The following is a 23,985-nucleotide window of genomic DNA, read 5'->3' as shown; positions in this document are numbered from 1 at the left end:
TTATTAATTGTTGTTGTTTATAGATATTGCTAATGATTTTTCTTTTTTGTTTTTATCTTCGTATCCTAATATTTTGAGCAAATCTTCACTTTTTTGTTGCTCACTAAATAGTTTCGTAGTAATATTTCCATTATTATCCCTATCAATTAATATATGTTTTGGTGCTGGTATCAAACAGTGCTGCAGACCTCCATAACCTCCAATATTTTCCTGATAAGCTCCTGTGTTAAAAAAGCCTATATACAGTGGTTTCTCTTTATTATATTTTGGCAAATAAATAGCATTCATATGCTGCTCACTATTGTAATAATCATCACTATCGCAAGTTAATCCACCTAAAAGTACACGCTCATAGCTATCATTCCAGCGATTAATTGGCAGCATTATAAAGCGTTTATTTATTGCCCAAGCATCTGGTAAAGTTGTAATGAATGATGAATTGATCATATTCCATTTTTCACGATCATTTTGTTGTTTTTGGTACAATACCTCATAAATAGCACCACCACTTTCTCCAACTGTAAAACTTCCAAATTCTGTAAAAATATTTGGCACATCTACACCTTCTTCTTCACATACTAATTTGATTTGACCTACAATTTCATCGACCATATATGCATAGTCAAAATCAAAAGCTAATGAGTTTTTAATAGGAAACCCTCCTCCAATATTCAGACTATCTAATGAAGGACAAATCTTCTTTAAGCTCGTGTATACTTTTAGGCATTTAGTTAACTCATTCCAATAATATGCATTATCTCGAATTCCTGTATTAATAAAAAAATGGAGCATCTTAAGTTCAACCTTACTGTTGTTCTGAATTTGATTTTTATAAAAAGGCACAATATTCTTATAACCTATTCCCAATCTAGAGGTATAAAATTCAAACTTTGGTTCTTCTTCAGAAGCGATACGAATTCCAATATTATAAGCGCCTTTGATCTCTGTTGATAACAAATCTATCTCTTCGTAGTTATCTATAATTGGAATGGCGTTTTTATGTCCATTATTGATTAATCTGGCAATATTTGTTATGTATTGCGCACGTTTAAAACCATTACTAATCACAAATGTTTCATTTGTAATCTTTCCTTCTGATTTCAAGGATTCAACAATATCGATGTCAAACGCAGATGATGTTTCGATATGAATATTATTTTTTAATGCTTCATCTAAAACATGTTTAAAATGAGAACTTTTTGTACAGTAGCAATAATTATACTTTCCTTTATAATTGTGCTTCTCGATAGCTTCAAAAAACCATTGTTTTGCACGATTAATATTATTTGAAATCTGTGGTAAGTATGTAAACTTTAACGGCGCTCCATAGTGTTCAACTAACTGCATGAGGCTAACATCATGAAATTCTAAAGTTTTTTGTTTTAAATTAAATTCAGATTGAGGAAAATCAAACGTTTGATTTACCAAATCAATATATTTTGTATTCATTATTATGTTTAAAAAGTTAAATGTAATTGGTGTAGATTAACACAGTATTAAATCAACAAAAACTTAATGTCAATAACCAATAAAGTGATTAATATTAAGCTCTAGAAAATACAATGGTTCAAACCTGAATTTGAGGTTGAGTTGTTGGAATAAAGCCATACAAATGTTGGCTCATTATAATGTAGTAAGCGGAAGTTAGCTCTAAAATTCGGTTACTCAATCTATAAGCAGTTTTTGAATATGACTTCCTAATTTTCAAAAACCCGAACGTAAAAACACATTTCAATTTGTTCAGCTAAAAACTATAGCAAATATATTTTATTTTTTTAAATTCTATTTTATTTTTTATTTTTTTATTAAAAGCACGCAACCAACAGACCTATCGTTCGTCATTATTATATACTTTGGTAGTAATTCTTATTATCTAACTGTTATATTATTAACAAATCTAAACTCTATGAAATCAATTTTTACCTTTCGAAAATCCATTTTCCTCATTTTAATTTGTTCGGCCTCCTATTTTTCATGCGATAATGATGAAGATAGTATCGTCAGTAATCTGCAAAATCAAAACCAAGATCCAGACCCAGTTGCTTTTGCTGAAAATTTCGGTAATGAGATCTCAAGACGTTTTTTGGGTTCAGTGGTAGACTCAAACAACAATCCTTTAAACAATGTTGTGATTACTATTGGAGATTCATTTACTTCAACTGATGACAATGGTGTTTTTATAATTAATGAGGCTTCTGTAAATCAACGTTTTGCCTATGTGAAAGCAGAAAAAGATGGTTATATTCATGCTTCAAGAGCTGTAGTACCTAACAGTGGTACAAATAGTATTCGAATTATGATGTTGCCTGAAACAATTGCTGGCACAACTGCTAGTGGTACTCAAGAAACGATAGCTTTACCTAATGGTGCTTCAGTAGCACTAAAAGGAGATTACATTAAAGAGGATGGTTCAACTTATTCTGGTAATGTGAATGTAATTTTACATCATTTAGATCCTACTGATGAAAACATGCAAGACCAGATGCCAGGTATGTTGTATGCTGCGAATGCCCAAAATGAGGAACGTATGTTACAAACCTTTGGTATGCTAGCTGTAGAATTACACGGAAGTAGTGGTGAAGATCTAAATCTAGCTGAAGGCTCTACAGCTGAAATCAAAGTTCCGTTAGACCCAAGTTTGGTTTCAAATGCTCCTGCAACAATTCCGTTGTGGTATTTTGATGAAACACATGGTTATTGGATAGAAGATGGCCAAGCCACTTTAGTAGGTAACACTTATATTGGTTCTGTTTCACATTTTTCATTCTGGAATTGTGATATTCCGGCAGAGGCAGTTAATCTTTGTGTTACAGTTACTTATGAAGATAATAGCGAGCTTGCGCATGCTTGGGTTACTATTACCAGTAATACTTATGGCACACGTGGTGGCTATACGAATAGTAGTGGAGAAGTTTGTGGATTGATTCCAAGTGGTGAGTCATTAGAGGTTAATATTTATCCTAATGGTGTTGGTGATTGTGAATCAGAAAGTATTTATTCTTCAGTCATTGGCCCATATTCTGAAGATTCTTCTATAACCTTAGATATAATAGATACTTCAAGTTTAAATTTTGAAACTGTTTTCGGAAATTTCAATGCTTGTGATGGAAACCCTATAGAAGAAGGTTATGTACTGCTAAATTATGCTAATACAGAATTCTCAGATTATGTAGATAATGGCGAGTTTGAGTTTAGTTTTTTACGATGTAATGATGAAGACACCTTTTACCTTCAAGGATATGATTATATCAATATACAACAAACAGATTCTATCGCTTACACATTTACGCCTCCAGTAACAAACATTGGAACTTTATCTGCATGTAATACAGTTGAAGAATTTATTACATATCAATATGGTGATGAATCGCCTGTGTCCTATTATTTTGATGTACAAGGTGGTTTGGATGGTGATTATCTTACAATTTCATATTACTCACAAGATAACAATCTTGATGATTATTTTAATCTATACATCAATCCATTTAGTGGTGCAAACTCATATACGAATGGGTATCTAGATTTCTTCAATCAAGATACTGGTGGAACAACTTTAGAAAGTATGTTTTCGGGTACAATAAGCGTAACCTCATTTGGAGCTGTAGGCGAGTATATAGATGTTAATTTTTCGGGTGAAATATCTGAATATGGTGGCGATCCAATACCGATAAGTGGTACTGCTCATATTTTAAGAGATTATTAATATATTTAAAAAGCCTTCTCAAATGGGAAGGCTTTTCTTTTATAATGTATATCTAATTCGAGCAGTAACAAAGCGAGGCTGAATAAAGAATTCTGTACCACTCACTGATATATTGCCTGCGCTATTGGTAACTTCAGAATCGATATTAAGTAAATTTGTTGCTCTAAGTTCGTATTCCCACTTGGCATCTCTATCTTTTCTGTAAGCTAAAGAAGCATTCCAGTTTTGAAATGAATTAGATTCACCATTAGGATTAGATTGGTTGGTATATGAAAAATCGGTTCTTGCGGTTAAGGCATCCCAAATGTAGGCATCAAACTCAATTGATGGTGCATTAGTAATGAACTGTGTGCGAGACGTACCCTGGTCGTTATCTTGAATTCCATAATCATATCGTAAACTTACATTTGGTGCTTCTCTAAAATTAGTTCTTAATCTAGCACTGTAATTTTGAGAATAACTTTCATTTACTGAACGCCTATCTTGAACAAATTGGTTGAACTTGCTATAATTGAAACGTGCTTGTAACGTTCCTGTGAATTTTCCAAGTGTACGTTGGTATCGGCCAAAAGCTGTAACTGTTTCATCAGCAAAAGATGAGTTGAACACAGTACTGTTTCTAATTACATTTTGAAAGTTTACAATGCCTCGTATTTGATCTATTCTGCTACTATAGCTAATACTTCCTATGATGTTAGTAAAATTGAACAAATTAAAACTTCTAAAAAACAAACTCACATTGTGTGAAAGTCCATTCTCTAATTCAGGATTACCAATAAATACGTTATTAAAGTTATTTAAAACAATTCCTTGTGCTAAATTGGTCACATCTGTAAATTGATTTTGCATGTTATATCTAAAGGTCAGGCTTTCACTGTTTTTCAATTGCCATCTTACATCTAGATCTGGAAGTATTCTAAAGAAATTTTCTCCAAATTCTTCACCTAGCTGATAGTTTTTATTCCCATAAGCATGAAGTGAGAAAGCTGGCGCAATGGTAAACTTTCCAGCCTTGATAGTATATCGCGTTCCTAGATATACATCACTAAATCTGTAATCTGTATTGTTGGAATCTATTCCATTATTGATAATTGGCGTTGGATTGAATACATTCCCATTACCTAAAAGCTGAAATAAATTGGTATTAAAAATTTGGCGACTGTAAATAGCTCCTAATGTAAAATTGATATTACTTTTTGAGTTCAAAATATTCCAATAATCTAATTTGGCATCTATTTGATTTGATTCAATATTACGTTCTTGGTTGATATTGTAACCCAACTGATCTCTATTAAAACCTAAACCTTCAGCCGTATCGTCAAAAGCATCTTGATTAGCAACATCATCATTATTAGTTGGATCATTCTCTAGAAAAGCATTATAAAAAGGATCTTCATCTTGAATAAGATGCTGTGCTTCAAAAGCAAATATATTGGTCTCGTTCAATGTGTAATAATAATTAATGTTCTGATTGATGCTATAAGGTGTATTCTCTTCAAATTGAGAAGTTGTACCTACTATATTTGAAATTAGGCTTTGATCTTCAGACGCTTTAGAAACCCTTGCTAAAACATCATAATCTAATTGATTATTGAAATTTGGTTTATAGGTTGCACTCAATTTAGCTAAACCTATATCACTTCGTTGTACAGATCGATCTGAAGTAAATTCATTTGGGATTCCTAAGTCGGTATCTGTGTACGTAATTGAACTATTTTCCAAGGTTCTTACACGACTACTATTAAAAATCAAAAAACCACTCCAATCTAATGCTTCGTTTGGTGAGTAACTAAAGTTCATTGCGCCTAATTTAGTCTGAACATCTAAAGCTCTATTATTCTGATTCGCTAAAAATCCGAGACTATTATTTCCTAAATTTAAACTAGTACCGCTACTTCTACTCGGTGCTCTAAAACCTCCTGAGAAATTCCTAAGATCTCTTCCATTAAGTGCAACTTCACCTGTATTGTTCAAATCTCCAATAAAATTTAAACTGTATTTCGGACTGTAATAAAACAGCTTAGGTTGTAGTAGATATAATTCATTATCTGTTGAAGTGCCTCCTCCTGCTGTTACATCTCCAAACCAGAAATTTGATTTTCCTTCTTTCAATTTAATATTAATGGCCACATTATCTTGGTTATTGGTAACACCTCTTAGTTGACCAACCTCTGAATAATTTTTTAAAACTTGTACTTTATCTACAGCGTTAGATGGAATATTCTTGGTAGCCAATTTAGTGTCACCATCAAAAAAGTCTTTTCCATCTACCATGACCTTTTGCACTTTTTGCCCCTCAACTTCTATTTCACCATCTTCGTTAATTTCAACTCCAGGTAACTTTTTAAGAACGTCTTCAAGTTTTCGTTCTGAACCATTTTTGAATGAATCTGCATTATATATCAATGTATCTCCTTTTATGGTAACTGGCATTTCATAGGTTAATTCTACCGCATCTAAAGCATTATCGGGTTGCAATTCAAAATCCTTATTGATATCTACTTCTTTGGTAGAGATGAATTCTTCAAAAGTTTTCAAACCAATATAGCTCACCTGTATTTTATATGTACCATTCTTACTTAGTGAAAGGATATACTTCCCTTTATCGTTTGTTATTGCATAAGACTCAAGTGCTTTTGTGTCTTGATTGATAGCAATAACATTGGCAAGTTCTAGTACATTGCCAATACTATCTTTTACAATTCCTTGCATTTTAATTTGAGCATAAGAACTGCTGCCTACTAGGATCAGTAGGATGAATAATAGTTTTTTCATATTATTTCTTGGTTTTGGTAATTGGTTCTCGACAAAAGAACATTTTTCTTATCTTCTGCCTCTGCTACGACCGCGACTATCTCGCATTTGTTGCATTTTTTCGGTTATGATTTCGTTATATTCTTTTTTAGTAACAACTTCTCCTTTTGTAGGAACATCGATTTCTGTTTTTTCCTCAGGATTCATTATGATTTTAGAGCACAGTATGGTAGTATTCCCTGCACTAACTTCTAGAATTAAGCCTGGAAGTCCCCAAAAATCAGCTGGTCCTTGATTAATTGGAATCATTGGTGTGTACCAAGCAACTATTTCTACCATTTCTGGTGCTTCAGAATTTTCTTTTGTCGTTTTATTTTCAGTATTTGTTACTTCTGTTTTGGTTGAATCTTTAGGCTTTTCTGCTTCAGAATTACCTCTTCCACGTCTCCTAGACCAATTGATCTCTGTTGATACTCTTGTTGCTGTTGCTTTAAAGCATGTATATTTCCCTATCTGTTTGGTTTCTGTTCCCATGACCCACTCGATAGGCTGCATTTCTTCTTTTATTAAAAACTTCTTGCCAAAAAACTCCTGATCTTGAATAAAGGTTTTTGTTTTTACATTTTTATATTGCGGTCCAGGAGAAAAACTACTTCCCCACATGCTTGGGCCTCGACCACCAGGACCTTCGAGTACTTCATCTTCTTTATACATAGATTCTTCTTTGTTGAAGGTTAATATGTATGTGCGTTCAAGCCATTTTCGCATTCGCTCTTTCATGTCCTTTTTTTGTTGCTCAGTCATTTGACGTCCACCCGTAAAACGGGACATATCCATAGTGGTCTTTGAAGCATAATATGCTTTACCTTGAAAATCTTGGGCATTTGATAAATTTACAGATAGCAGAAGTGCAAGTATTAGGATTGTATAATTAGTAATTACTGTCTTCATTTTTTTATTGCTGATGTTAAACTGTATCAAATGTACCCTTTTATTAATTATTATCCCCGTCTACGTCTTGCTCTATTATTTCTAAATTCTTGCATTTTCATAGTTATTGTTTCTTGATATGCTTTTTTAGTAATTTCTTCTCCTTTCTTTGGTGCTATTATATCTGATTTCTCTTCAGGATTCATAATTATTTTTGAACATAACATTGTTGTATTGCCTGCACTTACTTCTAAAATTAACCCTGGAAGTCCCCAATACTCTGAAGGACCATGACCTACAGGGATTTGAGGCGTATACCAAGCTTCAATTTCGGTCATATCTAGTACTTCATCAATCTTAGTATCTGTCATTCCTAGTTTATCTGTTCCAACATTAGTAGAGTCTACTTCTTTCTTTTCCTTGTTTCTCAATCTATCCCAAGAAAATGAATACCATGAAAGCTCATTGGTAGGTACCGAGGCAGTAGCTTTGAAACACATATAATTACCTATCTGTTTTGTTTCATTAATCATCTTCCACTCTATAGGTTGTAATTCATCTTTAACTAAAAATCGCTTCCCGTAAAAGTCTTGATTTTGTATTTGAGTATTAGTTTTTACATTTTTATATTGATCACCTGCAGCAAAGTTTTTACCCCAAGAATCTGTAGCTCCTGAAATTGCATCTAACTTTTCTTCTTCTTTAAAGAATGATTCTTCCTTATTAAATGTCAAAATATATGTTTTTTCTAATCTATTTTTAAGACGAGCTTGGATTTGCTTCTTTTGCGCCTCACTAAGTTTTGCGCCCCAACGCCCTAAATCCATTGTTGATTTTGAAACGTAATAAGCCTTACCTTGAAACTCTTGTGCACTGATATTGGTAGATAGAAATGTAATACATAGTAAAATACAAAGTCTTTTAATTAACATTTTCATAGTTGTAATTGATTATTGTTGTTCAACAAAAATAAATAATGATTAAACAAAAGTGTTTTCTTTATCAAAACATTAACAGTACGTATTTATAAAATTACTGTCTACCAATTACTTTAAGACTTATTACTCTTTGAAAGGTTTAACTATATTAAATTAAATTTACGTTAACACTTAACCGCCAATTCTAATCTGAAAAGTTTCTCCATCCCTATTATTTCTTGGTGAATAACGCTCCATCATTTCTTTTCGTTTTTTGGCCATTATAACGTCAAACTGTTCTTGATCTACTTCTTTTCCCTTAGTAGGTTCTTTTATCTCAATTCTTTTTTCAGGGTTCAATACAATTTTACTACAGATTAAGGTTTGACTGCCATCATTCACCTCTAAGATAAGCCCTGGTAAGCCTTGATAATTTTCAGGACCATTATTTACAGGTATTTGCGTTGTATACCAAGCTGTAATGACTTGTGTTCTAGTAGTTGGTTCATCTTTACTTAAGTCTTTATCACCATTAATACTAATACCACTCGACATCACCTCAACTTCTCTAGTAATGGTAGCCTTGTAGCAAGTATATTCTCCAATATTTTTAGTCTCACTTTCTAATTTCCAATCCCTTTTTTGAATAGAGTCCTTGATTAAAAATATCTTTCCAAATACATCATTTTGATTTGTATATCTATTTGCCTTAGTATTTTTATACAAAATATCAGACCCACTGTTAGCCATCACCATTACTCCCAAATTCCCTCCAAGCTGAGGCGTACTTAAGGTTTCTTCTTCTTTATATACCGACTCATTTTTATTAAATGTAAGTGTATAGGTTTTTTGAAATTGCTTTTTGAGTAGTTCCATCATCTGTTGATGTGTACTTGAACTCACTTTTGTACTGTCTACTTCAATATTAACTTGTCGTTTAGACCTATAAGTTGCTTCTCCTTGAAATTCTTGAGCACCTACTTTTGCTACACATACAGCAAAGATTCCGATAGTTAACTTGATTAATATATTCATGATTACGGTTTGTTTTTATAATAATTAATTGCTGCTTTTCTTAACTTTTTAACACTCTTAATAAAGCTATTGATGTCATTATTATTTCCATTAACCTTATAAGATATTGAACTTCTCTCTCCATTAGACATTGGCTCACCATTACATATAATCTCAAATGAAATATTTTGAATATCGACGGTTTCTTTTAGCAATTCTTCAATATCCTTGATATTAAATGAAGACTCTATTTCTTCAACAGAATCAACAGTTACAGAAACACCAAAATCGCTAATTTCTAGCTTGCTTTCTCCTGTATTTGACTCTAAATTTTCAGATTGTGAAATGCCCAATGATGTGATAAATAGAGCTAAAATTAGTAGTGTAGATTTCATTATAAATATGATTTTAAAATTAATACGTAACAAATGTAATTGGTTACATTATAGTTTTGAGTTAACTAGTGTTAACTAGTGTTAACCGATTAGTTTTTGATCGTTTTAACATTTACTTTTGAACTATGAATAATTCCAAATACAGATATATATTATATATTATTGTCATTGTAATCCTATCTACCATTGGCATACAAGCTTATTGGAACTATAAAAATTATGAGAGTCATAAGCAACAACTCATCAATGATGTACAAATAAGTCTAGACAAAGCTGTTGATGATTATTATACGGCATTGGCTACTAGAACTACTTTAGGTATTTTTCTTGAAGGCGATCAACAAAAGAATGCGTTTAGTGAAAATAGTGAACTGCAACACTTTTTAAGTCAAATTGAAGAAGATAGCAAGGAGTTTACCAACCTCGACTCACTAGATATAGAAGCCATAGACGGCGTAACCGTTGTAAGAGGCTTTAAAGCAGACTCTATAATTCAAAAAGACGCTAGTGGAGAAAAACCCATTTCTCCTAAAGAGTTTAAAGAACGAATCCATAAAATTAAATCTAGTAAAGATGGAGATAGTGCCAGTTTTGATATTCCTGATATTAAAATGCTGACTTCAAAAATTGTGATTTCCATAAAAAATGACTCATTAGATCTTCGAGAAGTAGATAGCCTTTTAAAGATTGAATTGGCTCGTAAAAATATCTTGGTCAACTTCTATTTAGATTATAAAACGTCAGAACACCATATTCAGCATGATCAAAATGGTAGTAGAATTATAGAAATAGATAAGAATAATCGTGATACGAATTACTTAAAGACGAATTCAAAATCTTCATTTTTACCCTCAGAAACACTTTTAACCATTTTCTTCACCAATACAACCAAGTCTATTCTATATAGAATGTTAAGCGGAATTCTCATTTCGACCTTTTTAGTATTAGCGATTGTAAGTAGTCTTTTCTATCTTCTGAAAATTATAAAGCATCAAAAACAGTTGGCAGAAGTTAAAAATGATCTTATTAGTAACATCACTCACGAGTTTAAAACACCTATTGCCACCATTGGTGTGGCTCTTGAAAGCATACAAAACTTTAACGTCATAGACGATAAAGAAAAAACAAAGACCTACTTAGATATGTCTAATGCGCAACTGAATAAATTGAATACAATGGTAGAAAAGCTATTAGAAACAGCAACTTTAGACAGCGAAAATTTAGAACTCAAAAAAGACACTTATAATATTTCAGAAGTCGTTTCAGCTGTTATAGAAAAGCATAAGCTCCAAAATAATAATAAAACAATCACATCATCTATTGCTGATAATGTTCTAGGTAATATAGACGTATTTCATTTTGAAAATGCAATCAATAACATTATAGACAATGCATTAAAATATGGTGGAAATAAAATTGAAATAGCTTTAACTAAAATGCCTTCACACATAGAAATATCAATCTCTGATAATGGCAATACACTAACCAAAGTGAATAAAGATCGAATATTTGAGAAATTCTATCGCGTTCCAAAAGGAAACACTCACGATGTCAAAGGGTTTGGTATTGGCCTGTACTATACTAAGAAAATTATAGAAAAGCATAATGGTAATATCGCTTTGGATCTGAATACAAATCATACTCGTTTTAAAATTTCTTTACCAGATGTCTAAAACCAAAATTTTACTTGCTGAAGATGAACCTGCATTGGGTCAAATCATTAAAGAAAGTCTAGAGACAAGAGATTTCAATGTATTACTTTGCAGTGATGGAGAAAAGGCAATGCATACTTATCAAAGCGATGCGCCAGAACTTCTGGTCTTAGATGTTATGATGCCTAAAAAAGATGGTTTTACTCTTGCTAAAGAGATTAGAGCATTTGATGATACAATTCCTATTATTTTTTTAACTGCAAAATCGCAAACGCAAGATGTTGTTGAAGGTTTTACAATAGGCGGAAATGATTATCTCAAAAAACCATTTAGTATGGAAGAGCTAATCGTACGAATTAATAATTTATTAAATCGAACCAGAATACAAAAAACATCAGAAATACTGCATATAGGTGCCTATACATTTGACTTTCCAAAACAAAGATTAAATTTCAACAACACTTCTGAGCAATTAACTCACAGAGAAGCACATTTACTTTTTCATTTAATAAAAAACAAAAATCAAGTGCTAGATCGCTCTCTCATCTTGAACAAATTATGGGGAAATGATGATTTTTTCTCTGCAAGAAGTATGGATGTATTTATAACCAAACTCCGTAAAAAACTGAATAAAGACAATTCTATTCAAATTTTAAACGTTAGAGGGTTCGGGTACAAACTAATCTGCTAAATATTGGCTCATTTTTTGTACTTTTCAGAACACTATGCGATACCTCGTTTGCTTATTTTATTTAATCCCTAATATTTTAATAGGTCAAGAATTTATTGATGCTAAGTTACTCGACACTACAAATGTAAATGTAGATCAAGTTGTTGCCATTGATAATTTTGAAACGTTTTATTACCTTCAAAATGACATTATTTATAAAGTAAGTAGTAATGGAACATCTATAAACTATAGTAATTATCAATTGGGAGAGATCACTACGGCTAACACATTCAACCCGCTAAAGATTAACCTGTTTTATCAAAATTTCAATACTGTATTAATCTTAGATAATCGATTAGCCGAAATTTTCAAAATTGATTTCAATACGGTTCAGCCTTACAAAAATGTAACTCATATTTCTACTGGGTTTGATAATACGCTTTGGGTATTCAATGTCGATCTTCAGCAATTAGAATTATACGACTACAAAACAAACACTACTAGATTCGCTGCAGTTCCTGTACAATCTCAAGTATTAGACCTACAGAGCGATTACAATTTTTGTTGGCTACTCACCGAAAACTATCTTTATCAATATAATTACTTCGGAAGTATGGTATCGAAAATCGAAAACGATGGCTTTACTAAAATATCAAAAAGCAATGGAAATCTGGTACTCAAAAAACAAGAGCAGCTCTACTTTAAAGCTAAAAACAACAATACAATTAGAGTCATTAATTTACCAAAATTGTTAATAAATCAGTTTTTATTGACCAATGAAACCTTGTATATTTACGATCTTGAAAAACTCCATAAATACCAACTAAAAATCAAATAGATATGCACGTTGCAGTTGCAGGAAATATTGGTGCTGGCAAAACCACACTCACTAAATTACTCGCTAAACATTATAAATGGGAATCACAGTTAGAGGATGTGGTTGACAATCCATATTTAGATGATTTTTACAATCAAATGGAACGCTGGAGCTTTAATCTACAGGTATACTTCTTGAACAGTCGATTTCGTCAAGTGGCTCAAATTCGTAAAAGCGGAAAAGATATTATTCAGGACCGAACTATTTACGAAGACGCACACATCTTTGCGCCCAACTTACATGCCATGGGTTTAATGACCAATCGTGATTATGAGAATTATCGTTCGCTTTTTGATTTGATGGAATCGTTTGTTGAAGGACCTGATTTACTTATCTATCTTAGAAGCTCTATTCAAAATCTAGTCGCTCAAATCCACAAACGTGGTCGTGATTACGAAAACTCAATTAGTATTGACTATTTAAGCCGTCTTAACGAACGTTATGAAGCTTGGATTCATGGTTACGACAAAGGTAACTTGCTCATTATTGATGTAGACCATCTTGATTTTGTTGCGAACCCTGAAGATCTCGGTGGTATCATTAATAAGATTGATGCACAAATCAATGGGTTGTTCTAAATTAGCCACTCCTAAAAATTCAATTAATAACTCAATCGTAAAAAAATGGTGCTATTATGATGTAATAGCTAGATTTCTAGTATTAGAATTAGACATCCGCGAATAGTTTACTCCCAAAAAGTTGTAACTTTAGTCTTCTAAAATTCAACTTTAATGGCAATCAATAAAATTGAAATTGCAAAAATTTCTGACTTAAAAAATAAGCAACCTGCTTATGCACTTGTTAAAAACACCGACTTAGTAATCATAAAATACGACTCTGGTATTTCAGTTCTCTACGGAAGATGTCACCATAGAGGTGCATTATTATCAGATGGTTATATTGATGGTCAAAATTTAATTTGTGGTGTTCATGGTTGGGATTATCGTTATGATACAGGCATAAGCGAATATAACAATGAAGAACAGCTTCACAAATTTCAAGAATATATCGAAGAGGATTCATTGTTAATTGATGAAAATGAGATTATCGATTTTGAAACCAATCACCCACAACCATTTGATCGTGATGCTTATTTAGGAACTTACGCAGATACGCATCCCGAAGATACAGAACCTTACACTGGTTACATTAAAGAACTATCTAAAAATGGCCTTAAAAACGTTGGGCACCACGGGTTTTCTGCTTCAATGGGTGTAGATAGAAACACCTTGCCAAAATGGGATGATATTCAATTTTTGCCAGCTCAACTAGCAACCAGACCCTTATTGGATGATGATGAAGTATCAACTAAAGTAATTATTGGTCCAAATGCAAAAAAACCTTTAGAATTAGACATTCCACTTTTTGTAAGTGACATGAGTTTTGGGGCTTTATCTCGCGAGGCAAAGATAGCTTTGAGTAAAGGTGCAGAACTATCTGGTACAGGAATTTGTTCTGGTGAAGGTGGTATGCTTCCTGAAGAACAGGAAAATAATTCAAAATATTTTTATGAATTAGCTTCAGCTCAATTTGGATTTTCTTGGGACAAATTAGATCATGTTCAAGCATTTCATTTTAAAGGTGGTCAAGGTGCAAAAACAGGAACTGGAGGACATTTACCAGGAAATAAGGTAAGTGCAGAAATTGCTAAAGTTAGAGACCTAGAAGAAGGGGAGACTGCTATCTCTCCAGCAGCAAATCCAAACTTTCACACCGCGCAAGACTTTAAAGATTTTGGAAACAAAGTAAGAGAGCGTACAGGAGGTATTCCAATAGGATTTAAAATTGCTGCCAGCCATATTGAAGCTGACATTCAATTTGCTTTAGACGCAGGTGTAGATTATATTATTCTTGATGGTCGTGGTGGCGGAACTGGATCTGCGCCTAAAATATTAAGAGATCATATCAACGTACCAACCATTCCTGCATTGGCAAGAGCCCGCAAATATCTTGACCAAGTTGGCGCATCGAATATTACCTTGGTAATTACTGGTGGTCTTAGAGTTGCTGAAGATTTTGCCAAAGCCATGATGCTAGGCGCTGATGCTATAGCAGTTTCTAACGCTGCACTTCAAGCCATTGGCTGCTTAGGGATGAGAGCTTGTGGTACAAACAACTGTCCTGTTGGTATAGCCACACAAAAAGAATCGTTAAGAAGCAGACTTATTATTGAATCATCAGCTAAGCAATTACATAATTATTTTAGTGCTACAAATAGCCTTATTAAAGTTGTAGCAAGAGCATGTGGTTATGATGACATCTCAAAGTTTAATCACGATGACCTCTCAACATTTGATCTGGATATGCATAAATTAACAGGAATTAATTACGCAGGAATAACACAATAAACTATGGAAAAAACAATGCATTTGGTTGCTCAATACTTAGCAACTTCTGCTATAAGCTTTATAGAAAAAAAAGATGATGACAGCCATACTAACTTAGGTTGGATGGCTCACAAACTTGAAACACATAAATTCCTAAATGGAGGTAAACTTAGTTTAAGCTATGATGATTTTTCTTTGGTTTGGACTCACGATAATGGCGAAAAAGAACAATACTTTTTAAATGAAAAAAATCATAAGCAAATAACAGATTGGATCACTCAAATTAGTAAAAATAGCGGCTTAGAAAAGTCGTATCGGTATGACTTACATTATGAGCTTCCTTATGATAAAGTTGAAAATTCAACCCTGTTTAGATTAACCGATCAAAATAGGCTTAACCAATTAATTGGCTACAGAAATTTAGCTCAAAAAGTATTAAAAACAATTTTAGAATCAAATAAATTTGCATCGACAATTAGAATTTGGCCTCATCATTTTGATACTGGTGCTTTCGTTAATGTTACTGATGATCTATCTATTGGTTTAGGCATGGCAATGCCAGATTCGTTAATGAATGACTTCTATTTTTATGTTAGTGGATATCATGGTGATGATGCTGTAATCGTAAAGCAACCATATAGTTTGAGTAATGGAAACTATTACAATGATGATTGGAAAGGCTTTGCACTGTCATTAAAAAACATAAAAAAGGCTACAGCTATTCGCTTTTGTCAAGAAGCTATCGACATCTATAAGATTCAATAGATTATTTATTTAATAAATCCGTATGCTCTAGCATGTGTAATCGCTTGAGCACTACTTTCTACTAGTAGAACAGGTGTTTGCCTGTAGGCCTCAAAAAGTGCTTTTACACGTAGCATTTTCTTTTTATGCTTCACACTTCTTAAATAAATTGCTGCAACTTGATTTGGAAATGTTTTAGCAATTTCAATATAAATATCGGCATCATACTCTCCACTATCACCTATTAAAATGAATTTTAATTTTGGATAAGTTTTCAAAATATTGACAATCTCTTTATGCTTTTGAGGCTGATCTCCTGACTTCTTTTTAAAGATGTCTTTAAAGCTTCGCAATAGAATAGGTCCTTTGGGAAATGCATTCTGTTTTAAGAAAAACTCAAGATAACGATACAAATTCCATGGACTATGGCTTACATAAAAAATCGGATTGGCGTTTTCTCCAGTTTTACCTCTATGCAATTTGTGATAAAAATCTGCAGCACCTTCTAATGGGATACGACTTGCTGCGCTTTTAAAAATACTATTGAGCAGTACTTTCCATTTCAGTGTAGACACAACACCTGTATGAATAATGGTGTCATCAATATCGCTAATCACACCAAAATTGGCTTGTGATGATGTGACTAATAATTCTCCTGGAAAACGATTAGAATTTTGAATAGTGCGCTTGATATTTACATCATCGTATGAGACCTCAAAATTAAGCCAACCCTCATTATTGATCAATTCACCTAGACCATCAACTTGTTCATCAACTTTAAAATAACCATGATCATCAGTCTCGGTTTTCAAAATAACACCATTAGGCAAACTAATTTTTAATGCAGTATGTTTTATCTCATCTGTTTCAAAGCGCTTCCATGAATTGATAAACAGCCCAAATAATCCTTTCTGTTCTAAATTAATAGTTTCGTCTTCAAGAGCACGTCCACGCATGTAAAAATGAGTCTCGGTACCATAACTATTAAATGTGATTATTTGTAGTGGATCTTTTTTGAACCAGTTCATCAAATGTTTCAAAGTTTTAAAAAACTAAAATTAATAAAAAAAGCCACGATTAACGTGGCTTTTTAATATTTATATACAACAGAGTGCTATTCTACTTCTGCAACAACATCATTCAAATTAATTGCGGCTTCATCCAGAGTTACATCTTGTTCATTTTCAATACGGATTTCTTTGATCACCTCATTTTCTTTTGCTAGACCTTCTTCAGTAGTATGACCTCCTAATATTGGCGCAATTACTAAACCGATAAGACATGTCAATTTGATCAAGATGTTCATTGATGGTCCAGAAGTATCTTTAAATGGATCTCCAACCGTATCTCCAGTTACAGCTGCTTTATGGGCATCAGATCCTTTATATGTCATCTCGCCATTGATTTCTACTCCTGCTTCAAATGATTTCTTAGCATTATCCCAAGCTCCTCCAGCATTGTTTTGAAAGATAGCCCATAATACTCCAGAAACAGTAACACCAGCCATGTAACCACCTAACATTTCTGCAATAGCTTGATGATTCATACCAAATAACATTGGTACAAATGCAATAGCTAACGGAAACCCAATAGTTAATAAACCAGGTAGCATCATTTCTTTTAAAGATGCTTGTGTAGAGATTGCTACACATTTGTCATATTCTGGTTTTCCAGTACCTTCCATAATTCCAGGAATATCTCTAAATTGACGACGTACTTCTTGCACCATCTCCATAGCAGCTTTTCCTACGGCATTCATTGCTAAAGCAGAAAATACTACTGGCACCATTCCTCCAACAAATAACATGGCCAATACTGGTGCTTTAAAAATGTTTATTCCATCAATTCCTGTAAAAGTTACATAAGCAGCAAATAGTGCTAATGATGTTAATGCTGCAGAAGCAATAGCAAACCCTTTTCCTGTTGCTGCAGTAGTGTTACCTACTGAGTCTAATATATCTGTACGTTCTCTAACAATTGGTTCTTGCTCACTCATTTCAGCAATACCACCTGCATTGTCAGAAATTGGTCCGAAAGCATCAATCGCTAATTGCATAGCAGTCGTTGCCATCATGGCAGATGCCGCTAAGGCTACACCATAGAATCCTGCAAATGCATAAGATGCCCAAATAGCTCCAGCAAATAGTAATACTGATGGGAACGTAGAGATCATTCCTGTTGCTAGACCAGCAATAATATTAGTTCCTGCTCCAGTACTTGACTGTTGTACAATTTTTAAGATTGGTTTCTTACCCAATCCAGTGTAATATTCTGTTACAGAAGATATCACAGCGCCTACAAATAAACCAACCAAAGTAGCATAGAATACTCGCATTGATGAAATCTCTTTTAATACATTTCCGTTTGATTCAAAGAAGTTCATTTGCATTGTTTCTGGTAACATCCATGTTACTAGACCAAAACAAGAAACAGCTACTAAAATAATAGACGTCCAGTTACCAACGTTTAAAGCACCCATAACTTGAGCTTCTTTTGCGTCGTTACTTTTTATTTTTACTAGCATTGTTCCGATTACAGAAATGATGATTCCTGCTCCTGCTATAGCCATTGGTAATAAGATTGGACCAATATTGCTAAAGCCTTCAAAAATACTGGCATCGTTAGCTTCCATAATATAGTTACCCAATACCATAGCTGCTAATACTGTAGCTACATAAGACCCAAATAGATCGGCTCCCATACCTGCCACATCACCTACATTATCACCTACATTATCTGCAATAGTTGCAGGATTACGAGGATCATCTTCTGGAATTCCTGCTTCAACTTTACCTACTAGATCGGCTCCTACATCGGCAGCTTTGGTATAAATACCTCCACCAACACGAGCAAATAAAGCAATTGACTCAGCACCTAAAGAGAAACCAGCTAATGTTTCTAAAACAATGGTCATGTCCATTGTATTGGTCCATACACCATCCATAAAGAAGTTGAAAAACACAATAAAGAATATGGTTAGACCTAACACTGCTAAACCAGCAACGCCAAGACCCATTACTGTTCCACCTCCAAAAGAGATTTTAAGTGCGTTTGGTAAACTTGTACGTGCCGCTTGAGTTGTTCTAACATTTGTTTTAGTTGCGATCTTCATTCCGATATTACCTGCAAAAGCAGAAAATACAGCTCCGAAAACAAAAGCAACAACAATTAGCCAATGCGTGGTTGGCACTACAAATGACACTACAGCTAATAAAGCTGCAACGATCACCACGAATATTGCAAGTAATCTATATTCAGCATTTAAGAATGCCAATGCACCTTCGTAGATATGATCTGAAATTTCTTTCATTTTACCATCTCCAGCATCTTGTTTCATTACCCAAGATTGCTTTACAATCATGTAAATTAATCCTAAAAGCGCCAAAGCTATTGGCATGTAAATCATTAGTGATTCCATATTAAAATTTATTTGATTTGTTATTTAGCTGGGCAAAAGTAGTGAAATCCATTAAAACTAAAAAACCCTTCGTGTTTATTACAGAAGGGTTTTTTTGGTATTGTTTATCGTATCTTAACTATATGGTAAAGTCACCATTGGTTTTATGTTGACTATTTTCGTATCTATCGACACATTTGTTGAGAATATCGTAAGCTTCTTCGGCATTGCCCCAACCTCCAACATCTACTTTTTTCTTTTCCAGATCTTTATATACTTGAAAGAAATGCGTGATCTCTTTCTTTCTATGCGGATTTAGATCTGTGATGTCTGAATAGCTGTTCCAGATTGGGTCTGTTACTGGCACACATATTAACTTCTCATCTGGCCCTTTCTCGTCTGCCATATGGAATACACCAATAGGTTTTACCTCCATGACACACATTGGAAATGTTGGTTCTGTTCCCATGACCAAAACATCTAAGGGGTCACCATCTAGAGCTAAGGTTTCAGGAATGAAACCGTAATCTCCTGGATACATCATTGATGAGAATAGCATACGATCGAAACGTATTTTATTCAATTCAAAATCGTATTCGTATTTATTTCTGCTGCCTTTAGGGATTTCAATAAGTACATCAAATGTGAGTTTTCCTGCTGGTGTCATAATGTTTTTATTTCTCAATTTCGGCCTGCAAAGATAATGTAATGTTTGGGTTTGGCAATTAAATTGACTGATGTTTTATATTTTACAAAAGTGTATAAAATTCCTGTTTTCGGGAATATAGACCCCAAAAACGTGTATATTTATCTTTATATAACGAGATGGAATACATTCGCCAAAGGCGAACTTTAATATGCGCAGCTTCGCTGTCATTGCATCTTAAAGTAAATGTATCCCATCTCAGGGTTAAACCAAATTACTACAATTCTTATTTGCTAAATTATCGCCTTTAACGAGCTTCGAGCTAAAACGTAAGCCATCGTCGGTTAATAGTAATTTGATTCTGTTTCTCGAATTCTCAATCTAATAAATTCTACAATTTACGCTTCGCTAAAGCGAAACTAATTGACGAACAATAAATTAAGATTTATTCGAAGTTGCCTTCTTAAATTATTGTTTAAGAATTTATTATCTTTTCATTCTCTAACCAGAACTACGTTTAACCCTGAGTTGGGCACAATTAAAACCAAATGAAAAGACTACTTACTTTATTTCTGACTATCTGCATATTTGGTTGTTGTGATAAACCAGAATTACTCGATAACGGACTAACAGAAAGTGTCAGCGATTTAACCGAATACACGATACAAGTAAAACAAGATTCGACTGGAAATAGAATTTTGGACACTTTAGTTAAAACAAAAAAGACATATAACAATCTTGATAAAATAATAAGTCGTTATCAATACAATATTTTCGCTGATGAGAATATAGATATTGATTTCACGTATGATAAAGAGAGAAATCTGATAAAAGAAACTGTTGGATTATCTAAAGACAGTAAACCTATCATTGTTTCTTACACTAACGAAAATTCAAAACTTAAAAGCTCGTATTCTGAATCGGAATATGATGACTTCTACTCTAAACAAGTTGGGAATTATGAATACAGTTTTTTCGGAAAAATGAAAGAATCTACATTATCTCATTTATTCATTGATATAGAAACAAAGGATACTATTACAAACACCTTTGAAGTTAGCGAATTTAAAGATGAATTAGTCACTACAACTAATTTCATTGACCACTTAAAACCCGAACGGAATAGAACCCTGAAATATGAATATGATTGCGGAACGCTAACGGAAATGAAAACATACAATCATAAAGATTCCTTGATTTCAAATACGAAATACGAATATGAACTGGACGAATATGAAAATTGGATTACCAAAAACTCTTTTGAGAACGGCAATCTGACTTATATTCAAACTCGAATTATAAACTATAAATAACTGTGCCCAACACCGTGTATAATTAATTGCTTTGGTCGTTGCCTACTTGGAAAATTCCTTCGGAATTTTCTCGCGTTCGTTTTTGTTTACTAAATTAGTTGCTGAAAAACGCAACTAACCATACACAAACACGATGGAATACATTCGCCAAAGGCGAACTTTAATATGCGCAGCTTCGCTGTCATTGCATCTTAAAGTAAATGTATCCCATCTCAGGGTTAAACCAAATTACTACAATTCTTATTTGCTAAATTATCGCCTTTAACGAGCTTCGAGCTAAAACGTAAGCCATCGTCGGTTAATAGTAATTTGATTCTGTTTCTCGAATTCTCAATCTAATAAATTCTACAATTTACGCTTCGCTAAAGCGAAACTAATTGACGAACAATAAATTAAGATTTATTCGAAGTTGCCTTCTTAAATTATTGTTTAAGAATTTATTATCTTTTCATTCTCTAACCAGAACTACGTTTAACCCTGAGTTAGCCACAATTAGAAAAAACAATGGATGAGGAAATATTCTTTGAAGATATCTTTAAATCTTTACTTCAAGAAAGTAAGGAATTTACAATAGAATATGACCATAAAATAACGCACTATAAAGACCAATCATTCATTGACTATAATGTAAAAGGTGTAAATGAAACAAAATCAAGTTGGCAGTTTAAGTCAAAAATCAAAAAACTCTGTAAAGAAGGACTTGAGAAATTAAAAGAAGTTTTAGAAGTTTCTTCAATTGAAGACAAATTAAATTTGCTTGAATATTTTGCGGAAGAATTTGCCAGTTTGCGAAATGTAGTGACAGAAAAAGAAGATGTACACGAGGATTCTGAGTGGGGAGAAGGCGGAACATTTAAATTTAACGGATTTGTTAATGCAAAGTTTTCTGGAACTAAAGGAGATAATCCAAGTCATCCAGATTCAATTGAGAGAAAAGCAGAAAGTTATGCAAACGGCTGGCTGGAAATAATAAATGATTCTAAAGCTAAAATAGATTTTTTAATTAATCAAATTGAGTTACTTCCTAAAGCTAAAAAAGTGCTTAAAGACGCAGATACTATACATTTATTCTATTCTTGGCAATCTGATAATGATACAGAAAGAAAATTAATTAGAAAAGGTCTTACGAACGCAGTAAAGTCATTAAAAAAAGATGGAAAGACTTTAATTATTGATTCTGATATGCGAGGTGTTCCAGGTAGTCAAGATATTCCGAACACACTTTTTAATAAAATAGAACAGTCTGATATTTTCGTTGCCGATGTTAATTTAGTTTTTTCAAGCAATCATAGAGAAAATGTTTTAAGTCCAAATCCTAATGTATTAATAGAATTAGGTTTTGCTGCTGCTAAATTAGGTTGGGAAAAAGTTGTTATGATATTGGATACGGAGACTCAAAAAATTGAAGATTTACCTTTCGATATTAGACAACGTTCAATACTTTGGCATAGCAGTCAAGACGCGGAAGAAATTTCAGCTAAATTAATATATGCAATTAAACAAATGGTGAAGTAATAACTGTGGCTAACAATGTATATAAAAAATAGCGAAAGTCATTGACAACACTAAGGTTTGGGCATTTTTGGAAAGTCGCCAAATTTATAAATTTGACGATTTCCAAGTAAAAAGATAAATAGTAAAATTTAAAAATTCGGCTTGTGTATAATCCGAAAATAACCGCTTATTTTCAGCGCTACTTTTCATATACAGAGCCGTTGTAATGCATTTGAATGAAGAACATCGCCATCATATTAATTTCGGTTTTAACCTTTGTTTCCTGTAACCAAAAAGTGCAAAAAGAAACAATACTTTTAGCTGATAGAGAAGCGCCATTAGGTTGGGTTTATTTAAGAGTTTTTAAAGATAAAACCTTTGAATTTGAATCTCGAGGTTTAGAACGAAGAGGAGATATTTATTCGGGAATAGTGGAATTGAAAAATGATACGTTATATTTTAAATATTCAGATTCAATTCCAAAAGCTGGAAATAAGGCAATCTTAACGGAGCGATTTGTTTCATATTTTAATGGAGAATATCCTGAAAGATTAGAAGTTAAAAAGAGTGAACTGAAATCTGACTGAAATGGAAATTAAATATTGTTGGAGATGTAAAATGGATGTTCCAATGCTCGATAAAGAAGAACACGCAATTGCTTCTATACTCTACGCAAAAGGATTTAAAGTTTTAAAAAAGGACAGACAAGAACGTTTCAAAGAGCTGTTAGACTATTATAATGATTTGACTGGATTTAAAGAAACTGAACCAAATGCAATTATGCATCATTCACTCGGACAAATTGGACCTGATTGTGAAAATTGTGGAAAACCGTATAGAACACAAAAAGCTAAACTTTGTGCTTCGTGCGGAAATAAAAGAAAAATAACTGAATAAAAACGCATTACAACAACGTGTATAATTAATTACTTGTTCTGCTTGCACTCGGAAAATCCTGCGGATTTCCCTAATGGTTCGTTCCCTTTTACTATCTTAGACCTAGCCAACATAACTAACCATACACAATCACGTTAGGTGCAATACCAGAAAACAGATGCTCTTTAAAAATTCAACTTTCATTTTTGTATTTTGTTTTCTTCTTAGTTGCAAACAAGAAAATAATAATTCAGTTACCGAAACTCAAACTAAAGT

20 protein-coding genes are annotated in these 23,985 nt (G+C 33.1%); 11 read left to right on the top strand and 9 right to left on the bottom strand.

Annotation, left to right across the window (positions count from 1 at the left end; translation table 11 throughout):
* Window positions 1-3 precede the first annotated feature (3 nt).
* Entirely contained in the window at window positions 4-1,449 is a 1,446-nt protein-coding gene (locus tag Q0876_RS12380; protein ID WP_299228335.1) for an arginine decarboxylase, read from the bottom strand.
* A gap of 457 nt (window positions 1,450-1,906) precedes the next feature.
* On the opposite strand from Q0876_RS12380, the gene Q0876_RS12375 reads away from it, so the two are divergent.
* Window positions 1,907-3,703, top strand: coding sequence for a hypothetical protein (locus Q0876_RS12375; RefSeq protein ID WP_299228333.1), 1,797 nt, complete (start codon window positions 1,907-1,909; stop codon window positions 3,701-3,703).
* 39 nt (window positions 3,704-3,742) lie between these two features.
* Here the strand turns inward: Q0876_RS12375 and Q0876_RS12370 are convergent, their stop codons facing one another.
* From Q0876_RS12370 to Q0876_RS12350, 5 genes are all read right to left on the bottom strand, one after another.
* Window positions 3,743-6,478, bottom strand: a complete 2,736-nt coding sequence (locus tag Q0876_RS12370; protein ID WP_299228331.1) for a TonB-dependent receptor — start codon at window positions 6,476-6,478, stop codon at window positions 3,743-3,745.
* Between the two features lie 48 nt (window positions 6,479-6,526).
* Window positions 6,527-7,408, bottom strand: a complete 882-nt coding sequence (locus tag Q0876_RS12365) for a GLPGLI family protein (RefSeq protein ID WP_299228329.1) — start codon at window positions 7,406-7,408, stop codon at window positions 6,527-6,529.
* Window positions 7,409-7,458: 50 nt separating this feature from the next.
* Window positions 7,459-8,325 carry a GLPGLI family protein gene (locus Q0876_RS12360; RefSeq protein ID WP_299228327.1) on the bottom strand — a complete coding sequence of 289 codons (867 nt, stop codon included), beginning with the start codon at window positions 8,323-8,325 and terminating at the stop codon, window positions 7,459-7,461.
* A gap of 171 nt (window positions 8,326-8,496) precedes the next feature.
* Window positions 8,497-9,339, bottom strand: coding sequence for a GLPGLI family protein (locus tag Q0876_RS12355; protein ID WP_299228325.1), 843 nt, complete (start codon window positions 9,337-9,339; stop codon window positions 8,497-8,499).
* A 2-nt stretch (window positions 9,340-9,341) separates the two neighbouring features.
* Complete coding sequence (locus tag Q0876_RS12350) at window positions 9,342-9,713, bottom strand: hypothetical protein (RefSeq protein ID WP_299228323.1); 372 nt, start codon at window positions 9,711-9,713, stop codon at window positions 9,342-9,344.
* Window positions 9,714-9,838: 125 nt separating this feature from the next.
* Between Q0876_RS12350 and Q0876_RS12345 the strand changes: the two genes are divergently transcribed.
* From Q0876_RS12345 to Q0876_RS12320, 6 genes are all read left to right on the top strand, one after another.
* On the top strand, window positions 9,839-11,386 hold the full coding sequence (locus Q0876_RS12345; protein ID WP_299228321.1) for a sensor histidine kinase KdpD: 1,548 nt from the start codon (window positions 9,839-9,841) through the stop codon (window positions 11,384-11,386).
* On the top strand, window positions 11,379-12,056 hold the full coding sequence (locus Q0876_RS12340; protein ID WP_299228319.1) for a response regulator transcription factor: 678 nt from the start codon (window positions 11,379-11,381) through the stop codon (window positions 12,054-12,056). Before Q0876_RS12345 ends, Q0876_RS12340 begins: the two co-directional genes overlap by 8 nt.
* A 34-nt stretch (window positions 12,057-12,090) precedes the next feature.
* Complete coding sequence (locus Q0876_RS12335; RefSeq protein WP_299228317.1) at window positions 12,091-12,873, top strand: hypothetical protein; 783 nt, start codon at window positions 12,091-12,093, stop codon at window positions 12,871-12,873.
* A gap of 2 nt (window positions 12,874-12,875) precedes the next feature.
* Window positions 12,876-13,490, top strand: coding sequence for a deoxynucleoside kinase (locus Q0876_RS12330; protein WP_299228315.1), 615 nt, complete (start codon window positions 12,876-12,878; stop codon window positions 13,488-13,490).
* 153 nt (window positions 13,491-13,643) lie between these two features.
* Complete coding sequence (locus Q0876_RS12325) at window positions 13,644-15,260, top strand: glutamate synthase-related protein (RefSeq protein ID WP_299228313.1); 1,617 nt, start codon at window positions 13,644-13,646, stop codon at window positions 15,258-15,260.
* Between the two features lie 3 nt (window positions 15,261-15,263).
* Window positions 15,264-16,004 carry a hypothetical protein gene (locus Q0876_RS12320; RefSeq protein ID WP_299228311.1) on the top strand — a complete coding sequence of 247 codons (741 nt, stop codon included), beginning with the start codon at window positions 15,264-15,266 and terminating at the stop codon, window positions 16,002-16,004.
* 5 nt (window positions 16,005-16,009) lie between these two features.
* Here Q0876_RS12320 and Q0876_RS12315 read toward each other — a convergent pair whose 3' ends face one another.
* The 3 genes from Q0876_RS12315 to Q0876_RS12305 all read right to left on the bottom strand — a co-directional run bounded on the left by Q0876_RS12315 (window position 16,010) and on the right by Q0876_RS12305 (window position 20,047).
* The gene (locus Q0876_RS12315; RefSeq protein WP_299228309.1) at window positions 16,010-17,011 is read right to left on the bottom strand and encodes an App1 family protein; all 1,002 of its coding nucleotides are present in this window, start codon (window positions 17,009-17,011) and stop codon (window positions 16,010-16,012) included.
* A gap of 86 nt (window positions 17,012-17,097) precedes the next feature.
* Window positions 17,098-19,401: a sodium-translocating pyrophosphatase gene (locus Q0876_RS12310; protein ID WP_299228308.1), complete on the bottom strand. Its 2,304-nt coding sequence runs from the start codon at window positions 19,399-19,401 to the stop codon at window positions 17,098-17,100.
* 118 nt (window positions 19,402-19,519) lie between these two features.
* Window positions 19,520-20,047, bottom strand: coding sequence for an inorganic diphosphatase (locus Q0876_RS12305; RefSeq protein WP_299228306.1), 528 nt, complete (start codon window positions 20,045-20,047; stop codon window positions 19,520-19,522).
* A 527-nt stretch (window positions 20,048-20,574) separates the two neighbouring features.
* Between Q0876_RS12305 and Q0876_RS12300 the strand changes: the two genes are divergently transcribed.
* The 4 genes from Q0876_RS12300 (at window position 20,575) to Q0876_RS12285 (ending at window position 23,730) form a co-directional block, all read left to right on the top strand.
* On the top strand, window positions 20,575-21,339 hold the full coding sequence (locus Q0876_RS12300) for a hypothetical protein (RefSeq protein WP_299228304.1): 765 nt from the start codon (window positions 20,575-20,577) through the stop codon (window positions 21,337-21,339).
* A 504-nt stretch (window positions 21,340-21,843) separates the two neighbouring features.
* The gene (locus Q0876_RS12295; RefSeq protein ID WP_299228302.1) at window positions 21,844-22,854 is read left to right on the top strand and encodes a hypothetical protein; all 1,011 of its coding nucleotides are present in this window, start codon (window positions 21,844-21,846) and stop codon (window positions 22,852-22,854) included.
* 215 nt (window positions 22,855-23,069) lie between these two features.
* The gene (locus Q0876_RS12290; RefSeq protein ID WP_299228300.1) at window positions 23,070-23,420 is read left to right on the top strand and encodes a hypothetical protein; all 351 of its coding nucleotides are present in this window, start codon (window positions 23,070-23,072) and stop codon (window positions 23,418-23,420) included.
* Window position 23,421: 1 nt separating this feature from the next.
* Window positions 23,422-23,730 carry a hypothetical protein gene (locus Q0876_RS12285; RefSeq protein ID WP_299228298.1) on the top strand — a complete coding sequence of 103 codons (309 nt, stop codon included), beginning with the start codon at window positions 23,422-23,424 and terminating at the stop codon, window positions 23,728-23,730.
* The last annotated feature ends 255 nt before the right edge of the window (window positions 23,731-23,985 follow it).

It is taken from the genome of uncultured Psychroserpens sp. (assembly GCF_947503375.1).
In the GTDB taxonomy this organism is placed as follows: domain Bacteria; phylum Bacteroidota; class Bacteroidia; order Flavobacteriales; family Flavobacteriaceae; genus Psychroserpens.
Note: the sequence above shows the minus strand (reverse complement) of the source record. Positions and strands in the feature narration are given on the sequence as shown.